This is a genomic window from Bradyrhizobium zhengyangense, from assembly GCF_022012555.1.
Lineage (GTDB): Bacteria > Pseudomonadota > Alphaproteobacteria > Rhizobiales > Xanthobacteraceae > Bradyrhizobium > Bradyrhizobium zhengyangense.
This window is the reverse complement of the sequence record NZ_JAKLTZ010000005.1, coordinates 255,522-277,805: the sequence shown is the minus strand read 5'-3', so window position 1 is coordinate 277,805 and position 22,284 is coordinate 255,522. Positions and strand designations below refer to the sequence as shown.

21 protein-coding genes are annotated in these 22,284 nt (G+C 64.0%); 3 read left to right on the top strand and 18 right to left on the bottom strand.

The annotated features are described in order from the left end of the window. Positions 1 to 74 precede the first annotated feature (74 nt). On the top strand, positions 75 to 890 hold the full coding sequence (locus L6639_RS21430; RefSeq protein ID WP_237863612.1) for an enoyl-CoA hydratase: 816 nt from the start codon (positions 75 to 77) through the stop codon (positions 888 to 890). Positions 891 to 1,003: 113 nt separating this feature from the next. Continuing rightward, positions 1,004 to 1,282: a hypothetical protein gene (locus L6639_RS21425; RefSeq protein WP_237863611.1), complete on the top strand. Its 279-nt coding sequence runs from the start codon at positions 1,004 to 1,006 to the stop codon at positions 1,280 to 1,282. A gap of 45 nt (positions 1,283 to 1,327) precedes the next feature. Here L6639_RS21425 and L6639_RS21420 read toward each other — a convergent pair whose 3' ends face one another. The 8 genes from L6639_RS21420 to L6639_RS21385 form a co-directional block, all read right to left on the bottom strand. Then, entirely contained in the window at positions 1,328 to 2,407 is a 1,080-nt protein-coding gene (locus tag L6639_RS21420; RefSeq protein WP_237863610.1) for an isocitrate/isopropylmalate dehydrogenase family protein, read from the bottom strand. A 140-nt stretch (positions 2,408 to 2,547) separates the two neighbouring features. After that, a complete protein-coding gene (locus L6639_RS21415; protein WP_237863609.1) occupies positions 2,548 to 3,615 on the bottom strand; it encodes an alcohol dehydrogenase in 1,068 nt (355 codons plus the stop codon). Between the two features lie 79 nt (positions 3,616 to 3,694). Next, the gene (locus L6639_RS21410; RefSeq protein ID WP_237863608.1) at positions 3,695 to 4,666 is read right to left on the bottom strand and encodes an ABC transporter ATP-binding protein; all 972 of its coding nucleotides are present in this window, start codon (positions 4,664 to 4,666) and stop codon (positions 3,695 to 3,697) included. Beyond that, complete coding sequence (locus L6639_RS21405) at positions 4,663 to 5,655, bottom strand: ABC transporter ATP-binding protein (RefSeq protein WP_237863607.1); 993 nt, start codon at positions 5,653 to 5,655, stop codon at positions 4,663 to 4,665. The genes L6639_RS21410 and L6639_RS21405 overlap by 4 nt, the downstream gene beginning before the upstream one ends. Then, a complete protein-coding gene (locus L6639_RS21400; protein ID WP_237863606.1) occupies positions 5,652 to 6,521 on the bottom strand; it encodes an ABC transporter permease in 870 nt (289 codons plus the stop codon). The genes L6639_RS21405 and L6639_RS21400 overlap by 4 nt, the downstream gene beginning before the upstream one ends. Next, a complete protein-coding gene (locus L6639_RS21395; protein WP_237863605.1) occupies positions 6,508 to 7,458 on the bottom strand; it encodes an ABC transporter permease in 951 nt (316 codons plus the stop codon). The genes L6639_RS21400 and L6639_RS21395 overlap by 14 nt, the downstream gene beginning before the upstream one ends. 7 nt (positions 7,459 to 7,465) lie before the next feature. Further along, a complete protein-coding gene (locus L6639_RS21390) occupies positions 7,466 to 9,010 on the bottom strand; it encodes an ABC transporter substrate-binding protein (RefSeq protein WP_237863604.1) in 1,545 nt (514 codons plus the stop codon). A gap of 127 nt (positions 9,011 to 9,137) precedes the next feature. Then, positions 9,138 to 10,334, bottom strand: coding sequence for a CaiB/BaiF CoA transferase family protein (locus L6639_RS21385; RefSeq protein ID WP_237863603.1), 1,197 nt, complete (start codon positions 10,332 to 10,334; stop codon positions 9,138 to 9,140). Between the two features lie 194 nt (positions 10,335 to 10,528). Here L6639_RS21385 and glgA point away from each other — a divergent pair, with 194 nt between their 5' ends. Then, on the top strand, positions 10,529 to 11,944 hold the full coding sequence (gene glgA / locus L6639_RS21380; RefSeq protein WP_271607296.1) for a glycogen synthase GlgA: 1,416 nt from the start codon (positions 10,529 to 10,531) through the stop codon (positions 11,942 to 11,944). A gap of 23 nt (positions 11,945 to 11,967) precedes the next feature. Here glgA and L6639_RS21375 read toward each other — a convergent pair whose 3' ends face one another. The 10 genes from L6639_RS21375 to ccoN form a co-directional block, all read right to left on the bottom strand. Further along, on the bottom strand, positions 11,968 to 12,918 hold the full coding sequence (locus tag L6639_RS21375; protein WP_237863601.1) for an oxygenase MpaB family protein: 951 nt from the start codon (positions 12,916 to 12,918) through the stop codon (positions 11,968 to 11,970). Between the two features lie 73 nt (positions 12,919 to 12,991). After that, positions 12,992 to 14,134 carry a patatin-like phospholipase family protein gene (locus L6639_RS21370; protein ID WP_237863600.1) on the bottom strand — a complete coding sequence of 381 codons (1,143 nt, stop codon included), beginning with the start codon at positions 14,132 to 14,134 and terminating at the stop codon, positions 12,992 to 12,994. Positions 14,135 to 14,262: 128 nt separating this feature from the next. After that, complete coding sequence (gene ccoS, locus L6639_RS21365; protein WP_128961986.1) at positions 14,263 to 14,433, bottom strand: cbb3-type cytochrome oxidase assembly protein CcoS; 171 nt, start codon at positions 14,431 to 14,433, stop codon at positions 14,263 to 14,265. After that, positions 14,433 to 16,622 carry a cation-translocating P-type ATPase gene (locus tag L6639_RS21360; protein WP_237863599.1) on the bottom strand — a complete coding sequence of 730 codons (2,190 nt, stop codon included), beginning with the start codon at positions 16,620 to 16,622 and terminating at the stop codon, positions 14,433 to 14,435. Before L6639_RS21360 ends, ccoS begins: the two co-directional genes overlap by 1 nt. A gap of 10 nt (positions 16,623 to 16,632) precedes the next feature. Continuing rightward, a complete protein-coding gene (locus tag L6639_RS21355; protein WP_237863598.1) occupies positions 16,633 to 17,118 on the bottom strand; it encodes a FixH family protein in 486 nt (161 codons plus the stop codon). A 15-nt stretch (positions 17,119 to 17,133) separates the two neighbouring features. Further along, a complete protein-coding gene (gene ccoG / locus L6639_RS21350; protein WP_237863597.1) occupies positions 17,134 to 18,600 on the bottom strand; it encodes a cytochrome c oxidase accessory protein CcoG in 1,467 nt (488 codons plus the stop codon). 121 nt (positions 18,601 to 18,721) lie between these two features. After that, complete coding sequence (gene ccoP, locus L6639_RS21345) at positions 18,722 to 19,597, bottom strand: cytochrome-c oxidase, cbb3-type subunit III (protein WP_237863596.1); 876 nt, start codon at positions 19,595 to 19,597, stop codon at positions 18,722 to 18,724. 6 nt (positions 19,598 to 19,603) lie between these two features. Further along, on the bottom strand, positions 19,604 to 19,768 hold the full coding sequence (locus tag L6639_RS21340) for a CcoQ/FixQ family Cbb3-type cytochrome c oxidase assembly chaperone (protein ID WP_027528922.1): 165 nt from the start codon (positions 19,766 to 19,768) through the stop codon (positions 19,604 to 19,606). 13 nt (positions 19,769 to 19,781) lie between these two features. Then, the gene (gene ccoO, locus L6639_RS21335; RefSeq protein WP_237863595.1) at positions 19,782 to 20,516 is read right to left on the bottom strand and encodes a cytochrome-c oxidase, cbb3-type subunit II; all 735 of its coding nucleotides are present in this window, start codon (positions 20,514 to 20,516) and stop codon (positions 19,782 to 19,784) included. 11 nt (positions 20,517 to 20,527) lie between these two features. Next, a complete protein-coding gene (gene ccoN / locus L6639_RS21330; protein WP_237863594.1) occupies positions 20,528 to 22,177 on the bottom strand; it encodes a cytochrome-c oxidase, cbb3-type subunit I in 1,650 nt (549 codons plus the stop codon). Positions 22,178 to 22,284 lie beyond the last annotated feature (107 nt).

The window sequence follows — 22,284 nt, the reverse complement described above, 5'->3', positions numbered from 1 at the left end:
CTGCCCTGCCGCGGTTGACCCGTCCCTCGCCAAAGTCGAACATTGCGCCTCGCCAAACGACAAGCGAGCGCGCGATGCCTGATCTGTCCCAAAATACTCCGTACGCCGACGGCAAGATCCTCATGCAGATCACCGACGGCGTCGGCGTCATCACCTTCAACAATCCAGACAAGCGCAACGCGATGTCGCTGGAGATGTGGGAGGGATTTGGCGAGGCGCTGACGGCGTTGCGCGATGACGATGCCGTGCGCGTCGTGATCCTGCGCGGCGCCGGCGGCAAGGCGTTCGTATCGGGCGCCGACATCAGCCAGTTCGAAAAGGTCAGGCACAACGCAGCCGCATCTGAAGAGTACGGCGAGCGCAGTGCCGCCCAGCGCGCGCTGCTCGCCGAATACCCCAAGCCGACGATTGCCTGCATCCAGGGCTTCTGTCTCGGCGGCGGCATGCAGGTCGCGATGCTCGCCGACATCAGGATATCAGCGCATGACAGCCAGTTTGGCATTCCCGCGGCGAAGCTCGGCATCGCCTATGGCTATGACGGCTTGAAGCATCTGGTGTCGCTGGTCGGCCCGTCCTGGGCGCGGCTCTTGATGTATACGGGCATGCGCATCGATTCCACCGAGGCGCTGCGCATTGGCCTCGTCGAACGCGTGATCCCGGACGACCAGCTCTGGGGCGAGACCATGGCCATTGCGCTGACGATCTCGCAGAACGCACCGCTCGCGATCAAGGCCGCCAAGATCACCATCGCAGAAGTGCTGAAAGACGAAAGCGCGCGCGACCTGGGCGCCATCAAGGCGATCGGCACCGCTTGCATGGACAGCGCCGATTTCCGTGAGGGCCGGCAGGCCTTCATGGAGAAGCGCAAGCCGCAGTTCCAGGGAAAGTGACGGCCTGAAGCTGAACCTTCATTCACGAAGATTAAATTCCTCGCCTCTCCGCATCGCGATAGCAACCAATTGATCCGCCGCAGGTTCTCCCGCCACCAACGAGGGAGATCGCGATGACACTCAAACTTGCTGTTCTTGGTCTGGCTGCGCTCGGCAGCGCTGCGCTGGCGTCGGGACAAGCGCTAGCGGCGATGCCGAACGGCATTCCGCAGGCCGATCAGGTCGCCGGCGGCCCGGCCGCGCATGTCGATCAGGTACGGATGGTCTGCAATGCCTGGGGCCGCTGCTGGTGGCGTCCGAACTATTACGGCGCCTACGGCTACTATGGCGGACCGCGACGTTTCTACGGTTATGGCCCCGGCTGGGGCCACCGCCATTGGCGTCGCTGGTAAGCAATGAAGGGGCCGCAAGGCCCCTTTCTCATAGGTGCGTTTCGACTACAGCGCCCCCAGCACCGCCTTCGTGATGTCAGCCGTGCCGCTGCTGCCGCCAAACTCCATCGGCTTGAGGCCGCCGGCATAGACTTGGTCCACCGCGCGCTCGATTGTTTCGCCGGCCTCCGCCGCGCTCTCGACGCCGTGCTTGTCCGCGAGCCAATCCAGCATCATCGCCGCCGACAGGATCATGCCGGTGGGATTGGCCTTGCCCTGCCCCATGATGTCAGGCGCGGTGCCGTGGCATGGCTGGAACACGGCGTATTTATCGCCGATGTCGGCCGAAGGGGCCATGCCGAGACCGCCGATCAGGCTCGCGGTGATGTCGGAGACGATGTCGCCGAACATGTTCTCCATTACCATCACGTCGAAATCCCAGGGGCGCTTGACCAGCATCGCCGAGCAGGCATCGACATAGAGATGATCCGTCTTCACGTCGGGATGACGCTCGGCGGTCTCGTCAAAGATCCGGCGGAAAAAGGCGAACGCCTTGAACACATTCGCCTTGTCGACGCAGGCCAGCGACCCCGGCTTGCCGCGCGCCTTGCGGCGCTCGGCGAGGCGGAAAGAGAACTCGAACAGCCGTTCCGAGGTCTTGCGCGTGATGACCAGCGTCTCGCGCGCGTCTTCATGTGTGACCACGCCCTTGCCCATCGAGGCGAACAGCCCTTCGGTGGATTCGCGGATCACGACGAGATCGATGCCGCGCTTGTCGGCGCCGACGATCGGGCTCGGCACGCCCGGAATGAGACGAGCCGGGCGCACGCCGGCATAGAGATCGAAGATGAAGCGCAACTCGATCTGCGGCGCGATCTCGGTGTTATCGGGGTAGCGTACCGACGGCAGGCCGCAGGCGCCAAGCAGAATTGCGTCCGCTTGTTCGCACAGCTTGATCGTGCTGTCAGGCATCGACTTGCCGGTTGCGAGATAATTGTTGGCGCCGGCCGGTGCCTCCGTGAAGCGGAAGCGCAAGTCCGATTTCGTCTCGATCTTTCGCAGCACTTCGAGCGCCGGCGCCATGACTTCAGGGCCAATGCCGTCACCGGCGAGCACGGCAATGTGGAAGGCGTTGTTTGCGGACATGGTGATTTCCCGAGTGGAAGGAGGTGTTACCTCGTCATTGCGAGGAGCTCTTGCGACGACGCAATCCAGACTGCGTCCGCGGAGGGATTTCTGGATTGCTTCGCTACGCTCGCAATGACAGAGGAGAGAGCGAATGAAGACTACGGCGTCAGCACCGTGCGTCCCACCACCGCGCCCTGCTGCAACTGCAACAACGCGTCGTTGGCTTTGCTCAGCGGGGCCGTGGTCACCGGGATCGGCGGGATCTTCCTGGCTCGCACGAGGTCGAGCAGCTCCTGCGTTTCGCGCAAGTTTCCGACGTAGCTGCCCTGGATCGTCACCGCCTTGATCGGAATCAGCGGCAGGGCCCAGGTCGCGCCGCCGCCGAACAGGCCGACGATGACGAGCTTGCCGCCCTTGGTGAGGCAGTCGAAGCCAAGCTGCGTCGTCGCGGCATTGCCGACGAGATCGATCACGGCGCGGATCGGACCACCTGCTTTCTTCGCCAGTTGCTCCAGCGCGTCCGGCGCCTTGGGGTCAACGGTGGCGAGCGCGCCGGCCTTTTCCGCCGCTTCGCGTTTCCTCGCGTCGATGTCGACCATGATCGCGCCCTTGCCGCCCATCGCCTTCAAGAGCGACAGCGCCATCAAGCCAAGGCCGCCGGCGCCGAACATCACGATCGGCGTATCAAAATGCTGCTCGACCTTCTTCAGTGCGCTGTAGGTCGTGACGCCCGAGCAGGCATACGGTGCCGCCGACGCGGGATCGAGCCCTCTAAGATTGAGAAGATAGCGCGGATGCGGCACCAGCATGTGATCGGAATAGCCGCCGTCGCAATAGACGCCGAGCGAGCGCGGCGTCAGGCACATGTTCTCATCGCCGGCTAGGCACGTCGCGCATTTGCCGCAACCGATCCAGGGATAGACCAGGCCGACATCGCCGAGCTTGAGATCGCCCTGGTCGGTCGGCTTCACATCGGGGCCGAACGCCAGGATTTCGCCAACGGTCTCGTGGCCCATGGTCAGCGGCAGGTTGATGCCGCGGTCTTTCAGCGACAGTGGCTTGCGGCCGTGGCCGAGGTCATAGCCGCCTTCCCAGATGTGGAGGTCGCTGTGGCAGACGCCGGCGGCCTTGACCTTGATCAGCACCTGCGTGCCCGAGGGCTGCGGCGTCGCCTCGTCGAACTCCTGCAGCGGCGCCTTGAAATCGGCGACCTTGAAACTCTTCATGGCGTCCTCCCGGCATGCTTGTTGTCGCGCCACCATGCCATGGGCGGCGGGGCGAGACAAACCTAAGAGGCGTCTTAGTTCAGGCCAGTGGATGGTGGCAAGCCGCGAGCTGGCCGGGCGCGACCTCGCGTAGCTCCGGTATCTCCGCGCTGCATTGCTGATCCGCGCGCGGACAGCGGGTGCGAAAGCGGCAGCCGGATGGCGGCGCAATCGGCGACGGCGGCTCGCCGATCGCCACGCTCTCGGGGGGACGAACATCTGGATCAGGCACCGGGATCGCTTGCAGCAGCAGCGCGGTGTAGGGATGCGCGGGTCTCGCAAACAATTGTTCCGACGGGGCGACCTCGCAGAGCCGGCCCAGATACATCACCGCGACGCGATCGCTGACGGCTTTCACCACGGCAAGGTCATGCGCAATGAACAGCAAGGTCAGCCCGAACCGCGCCTTCATCTCCTCAAGCAGGTTGAGGATCTGCGCGCGGATGGAGACATCGAGCGCCGAGACCGGTTCGTCGCAGACGACGAATTCCGGATTGAGCACCAGCGCCCGCGCGATGCAGATGCGCTGGCATTGGCCGCCGGAGAATTCGTGCGGCAGGCGTCCCGCCACGAGATCAGGATCGAGCCCGACCGCAGCCAGCACCTCGATAACGCGCCGTTTGCGCTCGGCCGCATCCTTGACACCGGCGATGATCAGCGGCTCGGCGACGATGTCGCCGATGCGCCGGCGCGGATTGAGCGAGGCGATCGGATCCTGGAAGATCAGCTGCACGCGGCGGCGCATCTTGCGCAGCGCCTCTCCTTCCATCGCGGTGAGGTCCTCACCGTCGAACAGCACGCGGCCGGATTTGGCGCGGCGCAACTGCAGCACCGCGCGCCCCAACGTCGACTTGCCGCAGCCGGATTCACCGACCAGCCCCAGCGTCTCGCGGCGGGCAACGTGAAGGCTGACCCCTGACACCGCGTGCACAACCTTGTTGCCGAGACCATATTCGACGACGAGATTGTCGACGTTCAACAGCGGCCCGTCGCGCACGGCAAGCTGCGTCATGCGCTCATCCCTTCCGCCATCTGGATCGGGTGGAAGCAGGCATAGAGATGCCCTGATATCTCGGCGCTTTTCAATTCGGGCTTGGCCGCATGACAACGCCCCGCAGCATAGCGGCAGCGCGGCGCGAAAGAGCACCCCTTGAGCGGTCGCGTCGGATCGGGCGGGCGGCCGGAAATGGCCGGCAGCGGCGTGTGCGGCGCGGTCTCCAGCTTCGGGATCGCCGCCAGAAGTGCCTCGGTGTAAGGCATGTGCATGCGCTTGAACAAGGCCTGTGTCGGCGCACGCTCCACCACCCTGCCCGCATACATCACCGCGACCTCATCGGCGCGGCCGGCGACGACGCCGAGATCGTGGGTGATGATGATCATCGCCATATGGCGTCGGCGCTGCTCGCGCGCAAGCAGATCGAGGATCTGCGACTGGATGGTGACATCGAGCGCGGTGGTCGGCTCGTCCGCGATCAGCAGTTTCGGCTCGCAGGACAGCGCGATCGCAATGGCGATACGCTGACGCGTGCCGCCGGAGCATTGGTGCGGATATTGCGCCAGCCGCTGCTCCGGCGCGGGAATGCCGACAGCCGCAAGCAGTTCGATGCTACGCTTCCGCGCGGCCGGCGCATCAAGCTCAAGGTGCTCCTGGATCGTCTCCATCAACTGGGTGCCGATGGTGAGCACCGGATTGAGCGAGGTCATGGGATCCTGGAACACGACCGCCAGGTCGCGGGCGCGCAGGCGCCGCAGGCTTTCGGGCGCAAGACGAACCAGATCCCGGCCATCGAACATCACGCGTCCGGAGAGCTTGGCCTTCTTCGGCAGCAGTTGAAGGATTGCGCGCGAGAGCATGGTCTTGCCGCAGCCGGATTCGCCGACGATCCCGAGCGTGCGGCCCGGCTCCAGCGACAGATCGACATGATCGACGGCACGTAAGTTTCCGCGCGGCGTCGGCAGCTCGACGGCGACGTCCTCGATGGTCAGAAGCGGCGGGCTCACAGCGCCCCCTGACGCGGGTCGGTGAGCGCCCGCATGGTGTCGCCGACGAGGTTGAAGGCCAGCACCGTCAAGAACAGTCCGACCGCCGGCAGGAAGGCGAGCCGCGGCGCAACATCGAGACTGTCGCGCCCCTCGCCGATCATGCTGCCCCAGCTCGCCATCGGCGGCGGCACGCCGAGGCCGAGGAATGACAGCGCGCCCTCGGCCACGATGGTGACGGCGACGCCGAGCAGGAAGAAGGCAAGCAGCGGCAGGACCACGTTTGGCAAGAGCTCACGCAGCAGGATGCGCGCGTGGCTGGCGCCGAGCGCCTCGGCCGCGATCACGAACTCGCGCCGCGCCAGCGACAGAGTCGCCGCGCGCGCCACACGCATGAAGGCGGGAATACCGAGCACACCGAGAACGACGGTGAGATTGGGAATGGACTGGCCGAGATACGCTGTTACCGCGAGCGCGAAGATCAGCGGTGGAAAGGCCAACAGCACATCCATGCTGCCGACCACCAGCGTCTCGAACCGGCCGCGGAAATAGCCGGCGAAGAGGCCCAGCGCGCCGCCGATGCCAAGACCGATCATTGGGGCGATCAGTCCAACTGTCAGCGACACGCGCGCGCCAAAGATCAGCCGGGCAAGCTCGTCTCGGCCAAGGCCGTCTGTGCCGAGCCAATGCTCACTGGAGAACGCGGCGCGGCGCTCCAGCATGTCCATGTCGACGGGGTTTTGCAGCGGCAGCACCGGCGCGAGAATCGCAAGCGCGATGATGACGGCAAGCCAGAGGCTCGCGATCCAGAACAGCAAGCCAGGCTTGCGCCTGCGCGTCGTTGGCGCCGCAACCTCATCTCGCATCGAAAGCTCAAGCGTGGCCATGGCGGATCCTTGGATCGAGCACGGCGTAAAGCATGTCGACGATGAAATTGACGATGACGAAGCCGCAGGCCACAAGCAGCACCACGCCCTGGAGGATGACGAGGTCGCGGGTGTAGATTGCGCCGACCAGCAGCCGGCCGATGCCCGGCAGCGCGAAGATCGATTCCACGATCAGGGTGCCGCCAAGCAGGCGACCGATATTGATGCCTGTGACCGTTACCAGCGTCAGCGACGACGGTTTCAGCGCGTGCACGAACAGGATGCGCGAAGGTTTCAGGCCCTTGGCCTTGGCCAGCGCGATGTAGTCTTCCTGCAAGGTTGCGATCATGTCGGAGCGCAGCACGCGCATGATGCCCGGCCATTCCGCCAGCGCCAGTGTCAGCGCCGGCAGCACGAAGAAGCGCAAATTGGCGAGCGGTTCTTCAGTGAACGGCACATAGCCGGTCGCCGGCAGCCAGTGCAGCTCCACTGCGAACAGATAGATCAGAAGGATCGCGACCAGAAAGGACGGCATCGACAGCATCGCGAAGGCGCTGCCGGTCATGAACCGGTCGAACGCGCTGCCGGCGCGCGCGGCGCAGGCAATGGCGACGGGTACGCCGATCAGGAGCCCGATGAATTCGGCCATCAACATCAGCTCGAGCGAAACCGGGATTCGCTCGGAGACCGCCTGCAGCACGGTCTGCCCGGTGCGGAACGAGCGGCCAAGATCGCCCTGAAGAACGTGGCCGAGCCAGCTCAGGTAACGCCACCACAGCGGCTGGTCGAGCCCCATGTCGTGGCGCAGCGCCGCGACCTTCTCAGGCGTCGCCTGATCGCCGAGGATGACATAGGCGAGATCGCCCGGCAGCAACGAAGCGATCAGGAAGGTCAGCAGCGAGACAGCGAGCAGGACCGGCACGACATACAGGAAGCGGCGCGCAATGAAGGCGACCATGCGCGAGCTATTCTTTCCAGACGCGGGACACGTCGATCATCCCGCTGTACATCTTGGGCAGTCCTTTGATGTTGGCGCTGGATACCGCGTAATACGTGTTCTGGAAGGTCCAGAACCAGATGGCTTCCTTGTTGATCATGCGTGTGGCTGCACAGTAATCCTCAATACGCTTGTCGACCTCGGCGGTCACACGCGCGTGCTCGAGGAGCTTGTCCAGCTCCGGATTCGAATAGTTTGCCAGCGCGACCGGGCTGCCGGTGTGGAAATTGGCGAACATCTGCGGATCGGGATCGGCGAGGTCGACGATGCGCCATGGGATAACCTGGAATTGCCGCATGAAGGCGCGTGGTGGAATCGTCGCCTGATCGACCTGGTCAAGCTCCATGCTGGCGCCGATATTCTTCCAGAATTGCTGCAACACCTGTCCAACGATGCGACCGCGCGGCGTGGCCGTGACCACCGTCTTGAACTCGACCGGCTTGCCATACTCCTGGATCAGGGCCTTGGCCTTCGCAACGTCGAACGGCAATGCGCCGTCATCCTTGCACTTGACCCATGAGCCGTCGCCGTAAGGGTTTGTCGCCGGCTTGGCGAGCCCGTTGGTGATCGCCTGCGACATCTTCTTGCGGTCGATCGCCATCACCAGCGCCTGCCGCACCCTGATATCGTCGAACGGCGGCGCCTTTGTATTGATGGCGTAGACCTGAGCGCCCGAGCCCGTATAGCTGTGGACGGTCAGCTTCGGATCCTTCTGAGCCTTCTGAATGTTGTCGGGATCGTATTCGTCATCCCAGATGACGTCGGCTTCGCCCGACTGCAGGCTTGCAAAGCGCGATTGCGCGTCGGGCAGCGGCTTCAGGATGATGCGATCGAGATAGACCTTGTCCTTGTCCCAATAATCGGGATTCCTCTCCAGCACCATGCGATCGCCGGCAGTCCATGACTTCAGAATGTAGGGCCCGGTGCCAACCGGGTTCCGGTTGTAGTCGTCACCTTTGGTCTTCCAGGCGGTCGGCGAATGCACTGCGGCGTTCTGGTGGGGATAGGACACCAGCGTCGGATAATTCACCGAAGGATCGTTCAGATTGTAGACGACCGTCAGTTCGTCGGGCGCCTGAACGTTGTTGACTGCAGCGATGTAGAATGCGCATCGGCACTTGTTGGCAGGATCCTTCTGCCGGTCGAAATTGGCCTTGTAAGCCTCGGCGTTGAACGGCGTACCATCGTGGAATTTGACGCCGGGGCGCAGTTTGAACGTCCAGGTCTTGAAGTCGTCCGAATGCGTCCAGGACAGCGCAAGCTTGGGCTGCGCCTCTCCCTTGTCGTCGAGATAGGTCAGCGTGTCGAAGATGGCGGCTGCCGGGGTGAGCGCGGCCGCGTCATAGACGCCGACCTTCAGCGGATCAAAGCCAGGAACGTCGAGCTCCAGCCCCACGGTGATGCTGCCGCCCGCCTTCTGCGCCTGCGCGGGCCCGGCCAACGGAAGGAACGCAAATGCCGCAGCAAGGAAAATCGGCGCGCGTTTGCACGCCGCGGCAGCGATGTTCGTCATGGTTCCTCCCGGGATCCTCGTCCGATGTTTCGGATCGTTGAATGACAAGGGCGAGATTGGCGACAAATGCTCGCGACGGCAAGAGGAACACACGGGTTCGATGCCGCTTATATGCGGCCTGATGCGCTCAGCTGATCGCTTCTGTTTTGCCTGACGGAATTGCCCCATCATTGGCGAGACCGATCTCCTCGCGCAGTTCGCGCGTGTGCTCTCCGAGCGCCGAGATTGTCTTGCACGGCCTCGTATCCGCCCCCGTCATCCGGAATGGCAGATTGAGGACCTTGAACGAGCCGCCGCCGTCCTCCACCGATGAAAGCGCCTGCCGATGCGCGAGCTGCGGATCGTCAAGCGCTTCCTTGATCGTGCGGTAGGCCGCAGCCGGCACGCCGGCGGCACTGAGGACGACAAGACATGCGGCGGTCGTGAGCTGCTTCGACCACGCTTCGACGCCGTCCATCATGTCGGCCCAATGCTCGCGCCGCGGGGCGTAGGACGCAAAGCGCAGATCGGATATCCATTCGGGGTGGCCGATCACACCCATCAAGGCCTGAAAGGTCTTTTCGCTCGCCACCGTGATCATGACGTAGCCATTGGCGGTCTCGGTCGGGCCGAACATCGGACGCGGCGGCGGCTTCACCGCGAATTGCGAGCTTTGCAATTCGACCACCGTCAGCGTGAGCATCGACTCCAGCATGGAGACGTCGATATGCTGGCCGAGCCCGCTCACGCTGCGCTGATAGAGCGCAGACGCGACCGCACCAAAACCATAGGTCCCGGTGACGACGTCGGCATGGTAGATGCCGCAATAGTCCGGCCTGTTGCGGCCGGGCTGGTAGGCGAGATGCGCCATGTCGTAGCCGGAGGCCGCATGGATCACCGGCGCGTAGGCCGGCAGCTCGGCCGAGGGACCGGTCTGGCCGTAGCCCGAGATCGAGCAGTAGATCAGCCTGGGATTGACGGGGCGGAGGCTGTCGTAGTCGAGCCGCAGCCGGCGCATCACGCCCGGGCGAAAATTCTCGACCAGGATGTCTGCGGTCGCGACCAGACGCCGCACCGCCTCCCGTCCGTCCTCGGACTTGAGATCGAGCACCACGCTCTTCTTGCCGACATTGAGCTGGCCGAACACGGTGCTGTAGCCTTTGCGCAGCGGCGGACGCGTCCGCATCGTCTCGCCCTCGTCGGTCTCGATCTTGATGACCTCGGCGCCCATGTCGGCCAGCATCCGCGCGCAATGGGGACCGGCGATCGTGGTCGAAAAATCCAGGACCCTGAGGCCTGCAAAGGCCTTTGTCGTCGTCGCTTCGTGCTTATCTGGTAGCTGCATTCCTGCTTAGTCCTTGGCCCGTCCCTTAGGAACTATCGTTCTTCTCTCTTGTTGATGCGCCGACCCTAGATGGCGGCAGCTGAGTAGGAAAGTCTTACCGAACGAACGCGTCTCATGGGCAGGCTGAGATTTCCAGGGGCAACTGGACCCGATCTTGCATAGCAGCAATCGGGATCGGATGAGGGCATCGGTTCTTGAGGGTCTTATTCGTTACGACAGAGATGGACGACTTTGTCCGCGTCGGCGGACTTGGTGCCGTTTCCGCTGCCCTTCCAAGAGCGCTCCGCCCCTTCGCCGATATCCGGATCATGCTGCCCGGCTATCGCGACATTATCGAGCAACTCACGCATATTCAGATCGTTGGACGCTGCCCGGCACTTGCGGAGATGCCGGCCTGTTCGCTTGGACGGGCCGCGACCAAGGACGGAATGCCGGTCTATGTGCTGTTGTGCTCGCAACTCTACGATCGCCCCGGCAACCCCTATGGCGACGAGTCCGGGCACGACTGGCCCGATAACGACATCCGTTTCGCGCGCTTTGCTTCAGCTGCCGCTGAGCTTGCCATGGGCAAGCTGGACAAGAATTGGGCAGCAGACCTGATCCATGCCAATGACTGGCAGGCCGCACTCGTACCGGCCTACCTCGCCTGGCGCGGCGCCAAGCTGCCGTCGATCCTGACCATTCACAACCTCGCCTATCAGGGTCTCTTCCCAAAGGAGTCGCTGCGGCGGATCGGCGTCCCCGAAAGCTCCTTCCACATCGACGGCGTCGAGTTCTACGACCAGCTCTCCTTCCTCAAGGCAGGCCTCGTCTACGCCTCGCACCTCACCACCGTCAGCGGCACCTATGCGCGCGAGATCACCACGGAGGAATTCGGCTGCGGCCTCGAAGGCCTGCTGCGCGTCCGCTCGGATGCGTCCGAGCTCACCGGCATCCTCAACGGCATCGACGAGAGCTGGGACCCGCGCTCCTGCGCCCAGCTCGCCCAACAATTCGGTGCCGGCGACTGGGTCGGCAAGAAGGCCAATGCGGATTATGTGCGCAAGCAGTTTGGCCTCGCGGTCTCGCGCGGACCGATGTTCGGCATCGTCGCGCGCCTCGTGCACCAGAAGGGTATCGACCTCGTGCTGTCAGCCGCCGACGAGATCATCGACGCCGGCGGACAGATCGTGGTCACCGGCTCCGGTGAGCCGGCGCTCGAGCAGGCGCTGATCAACGCGCATCGCCGCCGCCCCGACGCCATCGGCGTTGCCATCGGCTTCAACGACGCCCAGGCCCGCCGCATCTTCGCCGGCAGCGATTTCACCCTGATGCCGTCGCGGTTCGAGCCGTGCGGCCTCAGCCAGATGTACGCCCAGCGCTTCGGCTCGTTGCCGATCGGCCACCAGACCGGTGGCCTTGCCGAGACCATCACCGACGGCGAGACCGGTTTCCTGTTCTCGCGGCCCTCGCATGAGTCCTTCCTCGGCGGCGTCCGCCGCGCCTTCGAGGCGTTCATGGCCCAGGACCAGCTCGACACCATGCGCCGCAGCGCCATGGGCCGGTCGTTCTCGTGGAGCATCTCGGCGGGAAGCTACAGCAAGCTGTATCGGAAGCTGGCGACGGCGTGAGGCGTACGCCACTCAACGCCCCGTCACCCCTTCCCGCGCACATCCATCTGCGGCCGGCCGATCCAGGCGCGATTGAGACAGCGCGTCATCCAATCCGGCTGGATCTCTCCCCGCAAGCGCGCCTGTGCTTCCTGATAAGGGCCGACGTAGCGAAGCCGGTCAGGTAGCTTCGGATAGATGCCCTTGATCCAACCCAGGGCGTTGTCGGCCGCACTCTTGTCGCGCGTGTCGAACTCAAACCCAAAGCCCGTGCGCAGGCGCTCCGGCAACAGGCTCGCCGTGAGTGCGCGATACCATCGCGGCGGCCGCAGCCACGGACGCGCGCCGCCAAAGATCTGCCCGGCGATCTCGCGTGCGGCTGGACTGACGGTCAGCGTGTCCGACTGCGCCATCGCTGCCGTGTAGCCTGCGAAGCCGGACCAATCCGCCGGCAGATCGTCGCCCGTCAACCCGAACAACGCACCGAAAGTCCGGCTCTCGGTCCAGTAGCGCTCGCGCTCCTCCGTCGAGAGCGGCGGCAGAACCAGATCGTGCGCCATCAGCGCAGTCTCGACCAGCGTCGCATGAACCCAGCGCAGAGAGGGGATGTCGTTGGCGCAGTATCGTGAGCCTGCCGCGAACGGACCGACGGTCTCCGGCATCTCGCCAACGATCATGCTATGGCGCCGGTGCAGCTGACGCGACGATTGCATGGCCCGGTCGAGCGAGCCGAACACCATGGCAAAGACGATATCGAAGGTGCGATGGAAGCGCCCGATCGGATCGGCAAAGGTCTTGGAGTGCTCGGCGATGGCGGCGGCGACCCAGGGATGGGCGAGCTGAAGCAGAAGCGCGCGGCCGGCGCCGAGAAAGATCACGGCCTCGCGGTCGATCCGCCAGGTGACCGTGTCAGGACCGAACACGCCGGGCACCGGGCCCGCCGCACGCGCGCGGACCTGATCGAGAGCCAGTTCGAGATCGTTCGCGGACACCACTTGCAGAGCCTTTCTGGCGATGGATCGGAGCCGACGATCCACAAGGCCTGTGGCAATTCGATGAAGCGAACCGCTACTCCGCCGCCAGCGGCATCTCGTCGATATGCTCGTGCAGCACGACGCCCGATAACGGATCAAACTCGCCGATCCACGGCGCACGCGCCAGCACCGACCTTGTATGCGCATAGCCGGCGTCCCAGCGCTGCTTGATGCCGGATAGGCTGAAGTCGATGTCCTTGGTATGGGTCTCGCGCTCGAGCTGCGGCGCCAGCAGCCGCACGACATGCATGCGCGTCGAGCAGCCATAGCCGATCAACTCCCTCACCGCGGGATCATCGCGCTCGCCCTCGGGCAATCGCTCCGCAAGCTGGTTGATGACGTGGCGCAGGCGATGGGCCTGTTGCTGGCGCTCGATCTGGCTCGTGATCCGGCTGGAATATTGCACGTCCTTGTGCCGGGTCAGGACCTCTCTCATCGTCGTCAGCTCGGCGCCGACGGGATTCCACAGATGCACGGAGAAGATCAGCGAATTCCGGCGCGGATTGTCGTCGAACACGGCTTCCGTCGGCGAGTTCGAAAGAATGCCGCCGTCCCAATAAAGTTCGCCGTCGATGCGTACCGCCGGGAAGGCCGGCGGCAGCGCGCCAGAGGCCATCACGTGCTTCACGGTCAGCTCGCAGTCGCGCGTGTCGAAATAGCGCATCTGGCTGGTGCCGACATGCGCAGCACCAACCGTGAGGCGCGGCGCGCCGCGATTGGCGCGGCCGAAATCGACGAGCTCGGCCAGCGTGCTCTCCAGCGGCGCGGTCGAATAATAGCCGGCGCGATCGGCCCCCAGCGGGAAGGACTCGCCGGCATGCGCCAGCGGATTGGGCTGGAAGAATCCGGCAATGCCGTGGGCAAGTGTCGACCAATATGCAAGCGTGTCATCGAAGCCGGGAATGCCTGTTGGTAGAGGCCAGACCGGCTTCTGCTCCATCCGCTTCCAGAATTCCGTCAGGCGCGCGAGCCGGTCTTGCGGCGCATTGCCGGCGATCAGGCTGGCATTCATGGCGCCGATCGAGGTGCCGATCACCCAGTCCGGCTCGATGCCCGCCTCGTGCAGGGCCTGGTAGACGCCCGCCTGATAGGCCCCGAGCGCGCCGCCGCCTTGCAGCACCAGCACGACCTGTCCCGGCAGGTCGCTCGGCCTGCACACAATGGCATTTCCTTGCATGCCCGACGCACTCCTGCTCCAGAGAGCCTTACGCAAAATCCTCCACATTGTTACGCCCGACGACCATCGGCCGTCCAGCAACCATCGTTCGGAGGGGAGTGCAGAAAGCTTACGGAACCAAGGATGCGTTAACGCTTTGCTGGCGCCTCTTGTGGCGGCGGGTCGTCGTCCGCAATCGCCCGCCAGGCGGCGCCGTCAAGATCGTCGTACTGCCCGCTGCGGAGCGACCAGAGGAAGGCGGCAAGGCCCGCCCCTCCAAGCATCAGCGCCAGCGGCACCAGGATCACCAGGATCTCCATCACACGATCTCCCGTGAGGCGCTGCGGGCCCGCAGCGAGTTCAGCATGACCAGGATCGAGGATCCGCTCATGGCGGCTGCGGCAATCAAGGGCGTCACCACGCCGCTGATCGCGACCGGCACGGCCAGCACATTATAGGCGATTGCAAGCCAGAGGTTTTGCCGCATCAGGTGCAGGGCCTTGCGCGCGGAATCGATGGCCGCGACGACCGGGGCCAGCGGCCGGCCGAGGAAGACGAGATCGGCGGTGGCCTGGCTCAGATGTGCCGCCGAGATCGGTGACATCGAAACATGGGCTGCCGCCAGCGAGGGTGCATCGTTCATGCCGTCGCCGACCATCAGGACCTTGGTGCCGCGTCGCTTCAGCTCCTCGATCCGTGCGATCTTGTCCGCGGGCGTGACGCCGGCGCGCCATTCGGCGATGCCGAGCGCGTGGGCTGCCGCAATCACCGCGGGCTCCCGGTCGCCGGAGAGGATCTCGACGCCGATGTTGCGATCCTTCAGCGCAGCGATCACGGCCTGCGCATCCGGCCGTAGGCCCTGCCGCACCGAGAGGATGAATTTTTCGTCGCCCTTGCTGAAGGCCACGACGGAGGCTTCGGGATCCAGCGTGGCGTGAGCGACCAGAGCCTCGGCGCCGCAGAATGACGGCCGGCCAAGCCGCACCTCGACACCCTCCACCACGGCTCGGACGCCCTGCCCGGCCTCCTCGACCGCGCCCACGATCGGAGACTTTGCACCCGCAGCCTGCGCGACCGCGGCAGCGACCGGATGATGGCTCGACAGCGCAAGCCGGCCGGCAAGTTCGAAAATATCGGCGGGAATATCGGCTGCGTTTGTGACCTCGAGATCGGGCAGCGTCAGCGTGCCGGTCTTGTCGAAGATGACGTGATCCGCCTCGGCAAGACGCTCGACGGCATCGCCGGAATTGAGCAGCACACCGGCCTTGAACATCGCGCCCGAGGCCACCGTCTGCACGGTCGGAATCGCAAGCCCGAGTGCACAGGGACAGGTGATGATCAGCACCGCAACGCCAGTGATGATCGCATCGTGCCAGCTCGCACCTGCGATGACCCAGCCTAGAACCGTGATGAGCGCCGTCGCATGCACCACCGGCGCATAGAGGCGCGAGGCGCGATCGGCGAGCCGCATGTAGCGCGAGCGCGCGGCAAGGGCGTTGTCGAGCAGCCGCGTGATCTCGGCGAGCAGCGTAGCCTCCGACGCGGCCGAAACCCGCACCCGAAGCGTGCCTGAGATGTTCATGGAGCCGGCATAGACCGGGGTGCCATGGTCGGCCGTGACATAGAGCGTCTCGCCGGTGATCAGGCTCTGGTCGATTTCGGAGCGTCCCTCGATCACGGTGCCATCGACGGCGCAGCGCTCGCCCGGCCGCAGCAGCACGATGTCGCCGGGGTTGATCGCTGCAACCGGCACCTGGGTGATCTCATCGGGCCCGACGAACTTCGCCGCTGTCTCCGCCTTCAGCGCCGCCAGGTTGCCGGCGACCGCGCGCGTCCGCCGCCGCATGTTCTGGTCGAGGAAGCGGCCGACCAGCAGGAAGGTCAGGAGCATGATCGCCGCGTCGAAATAGGCGTGCTCGGCGTGGTTGATCGTCTCGACCACGGACATGCCGAGCGCAAGGCACACGCCGATCGAGATCGGCACGTCCATGTTGGTGGTCTTGTTCGACAGCGCCCGCCAAGCGGAGCGGAAGAAAGGCTGTCCGGCATAGGCCGTGGCCGGCAGCGCGATCAGCGCCGACAGCCAGTGGAAGAAGTCGCGCTGCTCGGGCAGCATGTCCGAAACGTTGCCCGACCACACGGGGATCGACAACATCATCACGTTCATGGTGGCAAAAGCGGCAACGCCGAGACAGCGCAGCAGGAAACGCGATTCCGCGACTTCAGTCGCTTCCGCGCTCTCGGTCTCGTAGGGATAGGCCTTGTAGCCGAGTTCCTCGAGCCGGTCGATGAAGCGGGCGGGATCGAGCGTACCCTCTTTCCATTCCAGCGCGACGCGCCGGTCGGTAAGGTTCACCCGCGCCAGCGTGACATCGGGAATCGCGGACAGGCCACGCTCGATCTTGGCCATGCAGCCGGCGCAGTGAACGCCTTCGACCGCGAGGTCGATGTGCTGAACGCCTGCGCCCGCGGCGCGGACGTAGTGGGAGAAATCGCGTGTCACCTGCATGGCGCGACCTTCAGTTCAGGATCACGCGGTTGCGCGACAGGAATACGCGCTCACCCGCGGCATCGCCCTCGATGACGAGATCCCATTGGCCCGGCGCGACGGAAGCGGCATTGCCGCGATAGATGCCGATGCCGGCCTCCGCGAGTTCGACCGCGAGATCGGCGCGCTTGTCGGTCGGCCGTTCCAGGCGCCCGCCGAATTTCAATCCCGTGACCGGCTGGCCCGCTGCGTCACGCGCCTCGACCTGAAGCACGGCATTGCCGTCGGCGCGACGCTCGATGTGGGCGTTGACCTGCCATTTGCGCGCGGCCTGGTCCTGTGCCGCCGCGATCTCGCGATCATAGGCGAGGCCGGCGGCATAGGGGCTGTCGACATCAGTGCCGGGCAGCGTCGCAATCGCGAGCTTCATCATGGTGACGTTGACACCGATCACGACGCCAAAGAAGGCGACGAGCATCAGGAAGACCTTTGTTCCGGTCAGCGGCTTGGTTGCCATTTCAGTCTCCTGGTCCTACGGCGCGACGAAATTGTCTGTGGTGGATGCAGCCTCGCCGAGTCCGATATCCGTGACGCGGAAGCGAACCGGGATCGACTTCTCCTGATTGCCCTCGGCCGGCGCGGTGACGAGCAGGCGCAGCTCGCTGGTAGAGTCGCGGGGGATCACGATCATCGGGCGGTCCGGCGTCACGGAATCAACACCGACGACATGGATCGTCGAATTGACCGGGCCATCGATATCGATCGCAATCACGCGATCATGTCCGCTCTTGTTCAAAAGCCGCGCAGTGTAGGCATTGCGAATCGACCCGTCGCTGAGCCTGACCGCAACCGGGTTGCGGTCGTGCAGCACGTTGATGTCGAGAAGGGTGCGGGTCGCCAGCACATAGATCATGAAGCCGCCGACCGCCGCGATGATCGCGCTGTAGACCATGGTGCGCGGACGGACGATCCGATAGATCGGCGCTTTGCCTTCCTGGCGGCGGTGGATGTTGATGTCGTTGTCGTAGGCAATCAGGCGGGTTGGCCGGCCGATCTTGGTCATGACGTTGTCGCAGGCGTCGATGCAGAGCCCGCACTGGATGCATTCGAGCTGCGGCCCGTTGCGGATGTCGATGCCGGTCGGGCAAACCGCGACGCATTGGTAGCAGTCGACGCAATCCCCGACTTGCTCACCGAGCGCGCGCAGCTCGGCGGCCTTCTTCACGGATGTACGCTTCTCGCCGCGGTCGTAGCGATAGGTGACGTTGAGCGCCCATTCGTCGGTGAGTGCGGCCTGGATGCGCGGCCACGGGCACATATAGGTGCAGACCTGCTCGCGCATGTAACCGGCGAGCACGTAGGTCGTTGCGGTCAGGATGCCGATCCAGATATAGGCGATCATCGGTCCCTGGAAGGTGACGAGCTCCTTTACCAGCGTCGGCGCGTCGTTGAAATAGAGCACCCAGGCGCCGCCGGTCCACCAGGCGATCAGCAGCCAGATCGAATGCTTGAGCACGATCTCGGAGATGCGCTCGAGCTTCATCGGATCTTTCGACGCATCCTTCTTCATCCGCTCGCGCCGGTCGCCCTCGATCAGGCGCTCGACGGCGTAGAACAGATCAGTCCAGACCGTCTGCGGGCAGAGATAGCCGCACCAGATGCGGCCGCCGACCGAGTTCATCAGGAACAGCGCCACGGCGGCAACGATCAGGAGGCCGGTGAAGTAATAGACCTCCTGCGGCCACAGCTCGATGAAGAAGAAGTAGAAGCGGCTGTTGGGAAGATCGATCAGCACCGCCTGGCTGGGGGCACCAAGGCCGCGGTTCCAGCGCACGAAAGGCAGGAAGTAGTAGACGCCGAGGCAAAACGCCATCAGGCCCCATTTGATCCGGCGGAAGGTGCCGGAGACGCTCTGGGGATAGACCTTCTTGCGGGCTGCGTAGAGCGGCCCGTAGTCATCATCCGATGTGAGGTCTTTCGGGTTCACGGTCTTGTTCATCGCTCAAGTCGCCTCGGGAGGTGCGATTAAACCTAGACCCGACGTCGCTGGGTCCGTTGATCCAGCGCAAACGGGGGCGATTTTATTCGCCCCCGCCTGCCGCCGATCGTCAGTTTTCAGGCTATTTTCCGCCACCCAGCGAGTGGACGTAAACCGCCATCGCCTTGATGGTGGCGGGATCGAGCCGCCCTTCCCAGGCCGGCATGACGCCGGCACGGCCATTCGTGATTGTCTCGATCAGAATTGCCTCGTCCGAGCCGTAGAGCCAGATCTTGTCGGTCAGGTTCGGCGCGCCGAGTTCCTGGTTGCCCTTGCCGCCGTCGCCGTGGCAGGCGACGCAATTGTCGGCAAAAATCTTCTCGCCTTTGGCAGCGTCGTAGCCCTTCCGGGTCGGAAGACCCGACAGCGATCGGACATAATTGGCCACCGTGACGATCTCGTCCGGCTTCAGCACGCCGTCCTTACCGAAGGCGAGCATCTGGCCCTCGTGGGTCTTGGCATGACCCGAGCGTGCGCCGAACTGGATGGTCTGCATGATCTGGTCGAGCGTGCCGCCCCACAGCCAGTCGTCGTCGTTCAGGTTCGGAAAGCCCTTGGCGCCGGCCGCGCCAGAGCCGTGACACGGCGCGCAATTGTCGCCGAACACGGTCTTGCCCTTGGCACGGGCGAGCGCCAGCAAGGCCGGATCCTTCTCGATGTCGGCCAGCGAGGCCGCACCCAGCGCCACCATCTTGTCGCCCCTGATCTTCTCAAGGTTGGCGAGCTCGACCGCGACGTCGGCGCGCGACGAGTAGCCGATCACACCGCGCGTGTTGCTGGAGATCAGCGGCCAGGCCGGATAGACGATCCAGTATCCGATCGCCCAGATGATGGTGAGATAGAATGTAATCACCCACCAGCGCGGCAGCGGCGTGTTGAGCTCCTTGATGCCATCCCACTCATGCCCGGTCGTGGACCTGCCGGTGACGGAATCGAATTCACTTTGATGATCGGTCATGATCTCTTACTCCTCCCGCAACGGCAGACTGGCTGCTTCGTCGAAGGCGGCCTTGTTGCGGGGCCAGAATGCGTAGGCGATGATCGCGAGAAAGATCGCGACGAAGACCGGCGTCCAGATCGTGGTCACGAGACCGGATGCGAGATTGTCGAGTGTCAGGATGGCTTTCATCGGTGATGCCTTCTCAGCGAAGATTGGCTTTCTCGTTGTAGAGCTTGAAGTCGACCAGAGTGCCGAGCATCTGCAAGTAGGCGATCAGCGCGTCCATCTCGGTCGGCGTTCCGGTCTTCCCGTCGAAATTACGCACGACGGCCTTGGCGTAGCGCTTGGTGAAGGCATCCGCGCCGGCATTGTCGGGATCGGCCTGGGCCTTCATGTCGGCGGCCGCGTTGGCGATCTGGTCGTCGGTATAGGGAACGCCGACGGTCCGCAGCGTGCGCATGTGATCGGCGATGGTCTCCGGATCGACTTCCGTTGAGCTGAGGAACGGATAGCCCGGCATTACCGACTGCGGCACGATCGCACGCGGATTGGTCAGATGGGTGACGTGCCAGTCGTCGGAATATTTGGCGCCGACGCGGGCAAGGTCAGGACCGGTGCGCTTCGAGCCCCACTGGAACGGGTGGTCGAACATGCTTTCGGCGGCGAGCGAGAAGTGGCCGTAGCGCTCGACCTCGTCGCGCAGCGGCCGGATCATCTGCGAGTGGCAGAGATAGCAGCCTTCGCGGACGTAGATGTTGCGCCCCGCCAGCTCGAGCGGCGTGTAGGGCCTGACGCCGTCGACCACCTCGATCGTGCTCTTGAGGTAGAACAGCGGGGTGATCTCGACGAGACCACCGATCGCGATCACCAGCAGAATGCCGACGACCAGGATGATCGAGTTCTTTTCGAAGACTTGGTGGCGTGTCCAGAACGACATGGTGTTGCTCCTCATTCCGCCGGCTGAAGAGCGACGGGCATCTGGACTTCCTGCTCGCCGACGCGAACCGTCATCCACAGATTGTAGGCCATGATCAGCGCGCCGATCAGGAACAGCGCACCGCCGGCGGCACGGATGATGTAGAAGGGATGCATCGCCTCGACGGTCTCGATGAAGGAATATTCGAGGAAGCCGAGCGAGGTATAGGCGCGCCACATCAGGCCCTGGAGGATGCCGGACACCCACATCGCCGAGATGTAGAGCACGATTCCGAGCGTTGCGATCCAGAAGTGCCAGTTGACGAGCTTCAGGCTGTAGAGGCCCTTGCGATTCCACGCCCACGGCACCAGGCAGTACAGTGCGCCGAAGGAGACGAAGCCGACCCAGCCGAGCGCGCCGGAATGCACGTGGCCGATGGTCCAGTCGGTGTAGTGGCTGAGCGAGTTGACCACCTTGATCGACATCATCGGTCCCTCGAAGGTCGACATGCCGTAGAAGGCGACGGAGACGACGAGCATGCGCAGCACGGGGTCAGTCCGCAGCTTGTCCCACGCACCCGACAGCGTCATCAGGCCGTTGATCATGCCGCCCCAGGAGGGCATCCACAGCATGATCGAGAAGGTCATGCCGAGCGTCTGCGTCCAGTCCGGCAGCGCGGTGTAGTGCAGATGGTGCGGGCCAGCCCAGATGTAGAGGAAGATCAGCGCCCAGAAATGGATGATCGAGAGCCGGTAGGAATAGATCGGCCGCTCCGCGCGCTTCGGAATGAAATAATACATGATGGCGAGAAAGCCGGCGGTGAGGAAGAAGCCGACCGCGTTGTGGCCGTACCACCATTGGAACATCGCATCCTGGATGCCGCCCCAGGCGATGTAGGATTTCGAGCCCAGGAACGACACCGGCAGCGCGGGATTGTTGCCGAGATGCAGAACCGCGATCGTCACGATGAAGGCGAGATAGAACCAGTTCGCGACGAAGATGTGAGGTTCCTTGCGCTTGAGGATCGTGCCGAGGAAGACGAGCAGATAGGTGACCCAGACGATGGTCAGCCAGAGGTCGGCATACCATTCCGGCTCGGCATATTCCTTCGACTGCGTGACACCGAGCAGATAGCCCGTGCCGGCGATCAGGATGAAGTAGTTGTAGCCGAGCACGACGAACCAGGGCGCGATATCGCCGGCAAGCCTGGCACGGCACGACTTCTGGACCACGTAGAACGACGTCGCGATCAGGACGTTGCCGCCGAAGGCGAAGATCACGGCCGAGGTATGCAGCGGCCGTAGCCGGCCGAATTGAATCCAGGGCAAGTCGAAGTTCAGAGCGGGCCAGGCCAATTGCGAGGCGATGATCAGTCCGACCAGAAAGCCCGCGATGCCCCAGAACACCGCCATGAAAGAGGAGAACTTGATGGGGCCCATGTTGTAGTTGGGGCGGCCATTGATCTCCGCAGGCGGCAGCGCCGCGGGGCGATCGTAGTAGCGGTTGAAGATGAAGAACACCGCGGCCAGGCTCGCCGCCGCGCTGAGCCCGGCGTGGAAGGCGAAGGGCGCGTCGAGCGCCTTGGCCGAGGCGATCACGCAGAGGAACGCGGTGACTGCGAACACGACAGCCAAGCCGCTTTCACCGATGGTCATTGATTTGGAGATGGAGGGCTGGGGCATCGCGGATTCTCTCTGAAAGAACACGCCGCCAGAAACCACATTCACCCTCGCGAGGAATTGATTGAAATCAAGATAGATGGATTTCTGTTCATGTCGGGCTGGTGTCG

Coding starts and splice junctions, on each gene's coding strand:
- L6639_RS21430 (WP_237863612.1), top strand. CDS start 75: ATGCCTGATCTGTCCCAAAATACTCCGTACGCCGACGGCAAGATCCTC.
- L6639_RS21425 (WP_237863611.1), top strand. CDS start 1,004: ATGACACTCAAACTTGCTGTTCTTGGTCTGGCTGCGCTCGGCAGCGCT.
- L6639_RS21420 (WP_237863610.1), bottom strand. CDS start 2,407: ATGTCCGCAAACAACGCCTTCCACATTGCCGTGCTCGCCGGTGACGGC.
- L6639_RS21415 (WP_237863609.1), bottom strand. CDS start 3,615: ATGAAGAGTTTCAAGGTCGCCGATTTCAAGGCGCCGCTGCAGGAGTTC.
- L6639_RS21410 (WP_237863608.1), bottom strand. CDS start 4,666: ATGACGCAGCTTGCCGTGCGCGACGGGCCGCTGTTGAACGTCGACAAT.
- L6639_RS21400 (WP_237863606.1), bottom strand. CDS start 6,521: ATGGCCACGCTTGAGCTTTCGATGCGAGATGAGGTTGCGGCGCCAACG.
- L6639_RS21395 (WP_237863605.1), bottom strand. CDS start 7,458: ATGGTCGCCTTCATTGCGCGCCGCTTCCTGTATGTCGTGCCGGTCCTG.
- L6639_RS21390 (WP_237863604.1), bottom strand. CDS start 9,010: ATGACGAACATCGCTGCCGCGGCGTGCAAACGCGCGCCGATTTTCCTT.
- L6639_RS21385 (WP_237863603.1), bottom strand. CDS start 10,334: ATGCAGCTACCAGATAAGCACGAAGCGACGACGACAAAGGCCTTTGCA.
- L6639_RS21370 (WP_237863600.1), bottom strand. CDS start 14,134: ATGCAAGGAAATGCCATTGTGTGCAGGCCGAGCGACCTGCCGGGACAG.
- ccoS (WP_128961986.1), bottom strand. CDS start 14,433: ATGGAGATCCTGGTGATCCTGGTGCCGCTGGCGCTGATGCTTGGAGGG.
- L6639_RS21360 (WP_237863599.1), bottom strand. CDS start 16,622: ATGCAGGTGACACGCGATTTCTCCCACTACGTCCGCGCCGCGGGCGCA.
- L6639_RS21355 (WP_237863598.1), bottom strand. CDS start 17,118: ATGGCAACCAAGCCGCTGACCGGAACAAAGGTCTTCCTGATGCTCGTC.
- ccoG (WP_237863597.1), bottom strand. CDS start 18,600: ATGAACAAGACCGTGAACCCGAAAGACCTCACATCGGATGATGACTAC.
- ccoP (WP_237863596.1), bottom strand. CDS start 19,597: ATGACCGATCATCAAAGTGAATTCGATTCCGTCACCGGCAGGTCCACG.
- L6639_RS21340 (WP_027528922.1), bottom strand. CDS start 19,768: ATGAAAGCCATCCTGACACTCGACAATCTCGCATCCGGTCTCGTGACC.
- ccoO (WP_237863595.1), bottom strand. CDS start 20,516: ATGTCGTTCTGGACACGCCACCAAGTCTTCGAAAAGAACTCGATCATC.
- ccoN (WP_237863594.1), bottom strand. CDS start 22,177: ATGCCCCAGCCCTCCATCTCCAAATCAATGACCATCGGTGAAAGCGGC.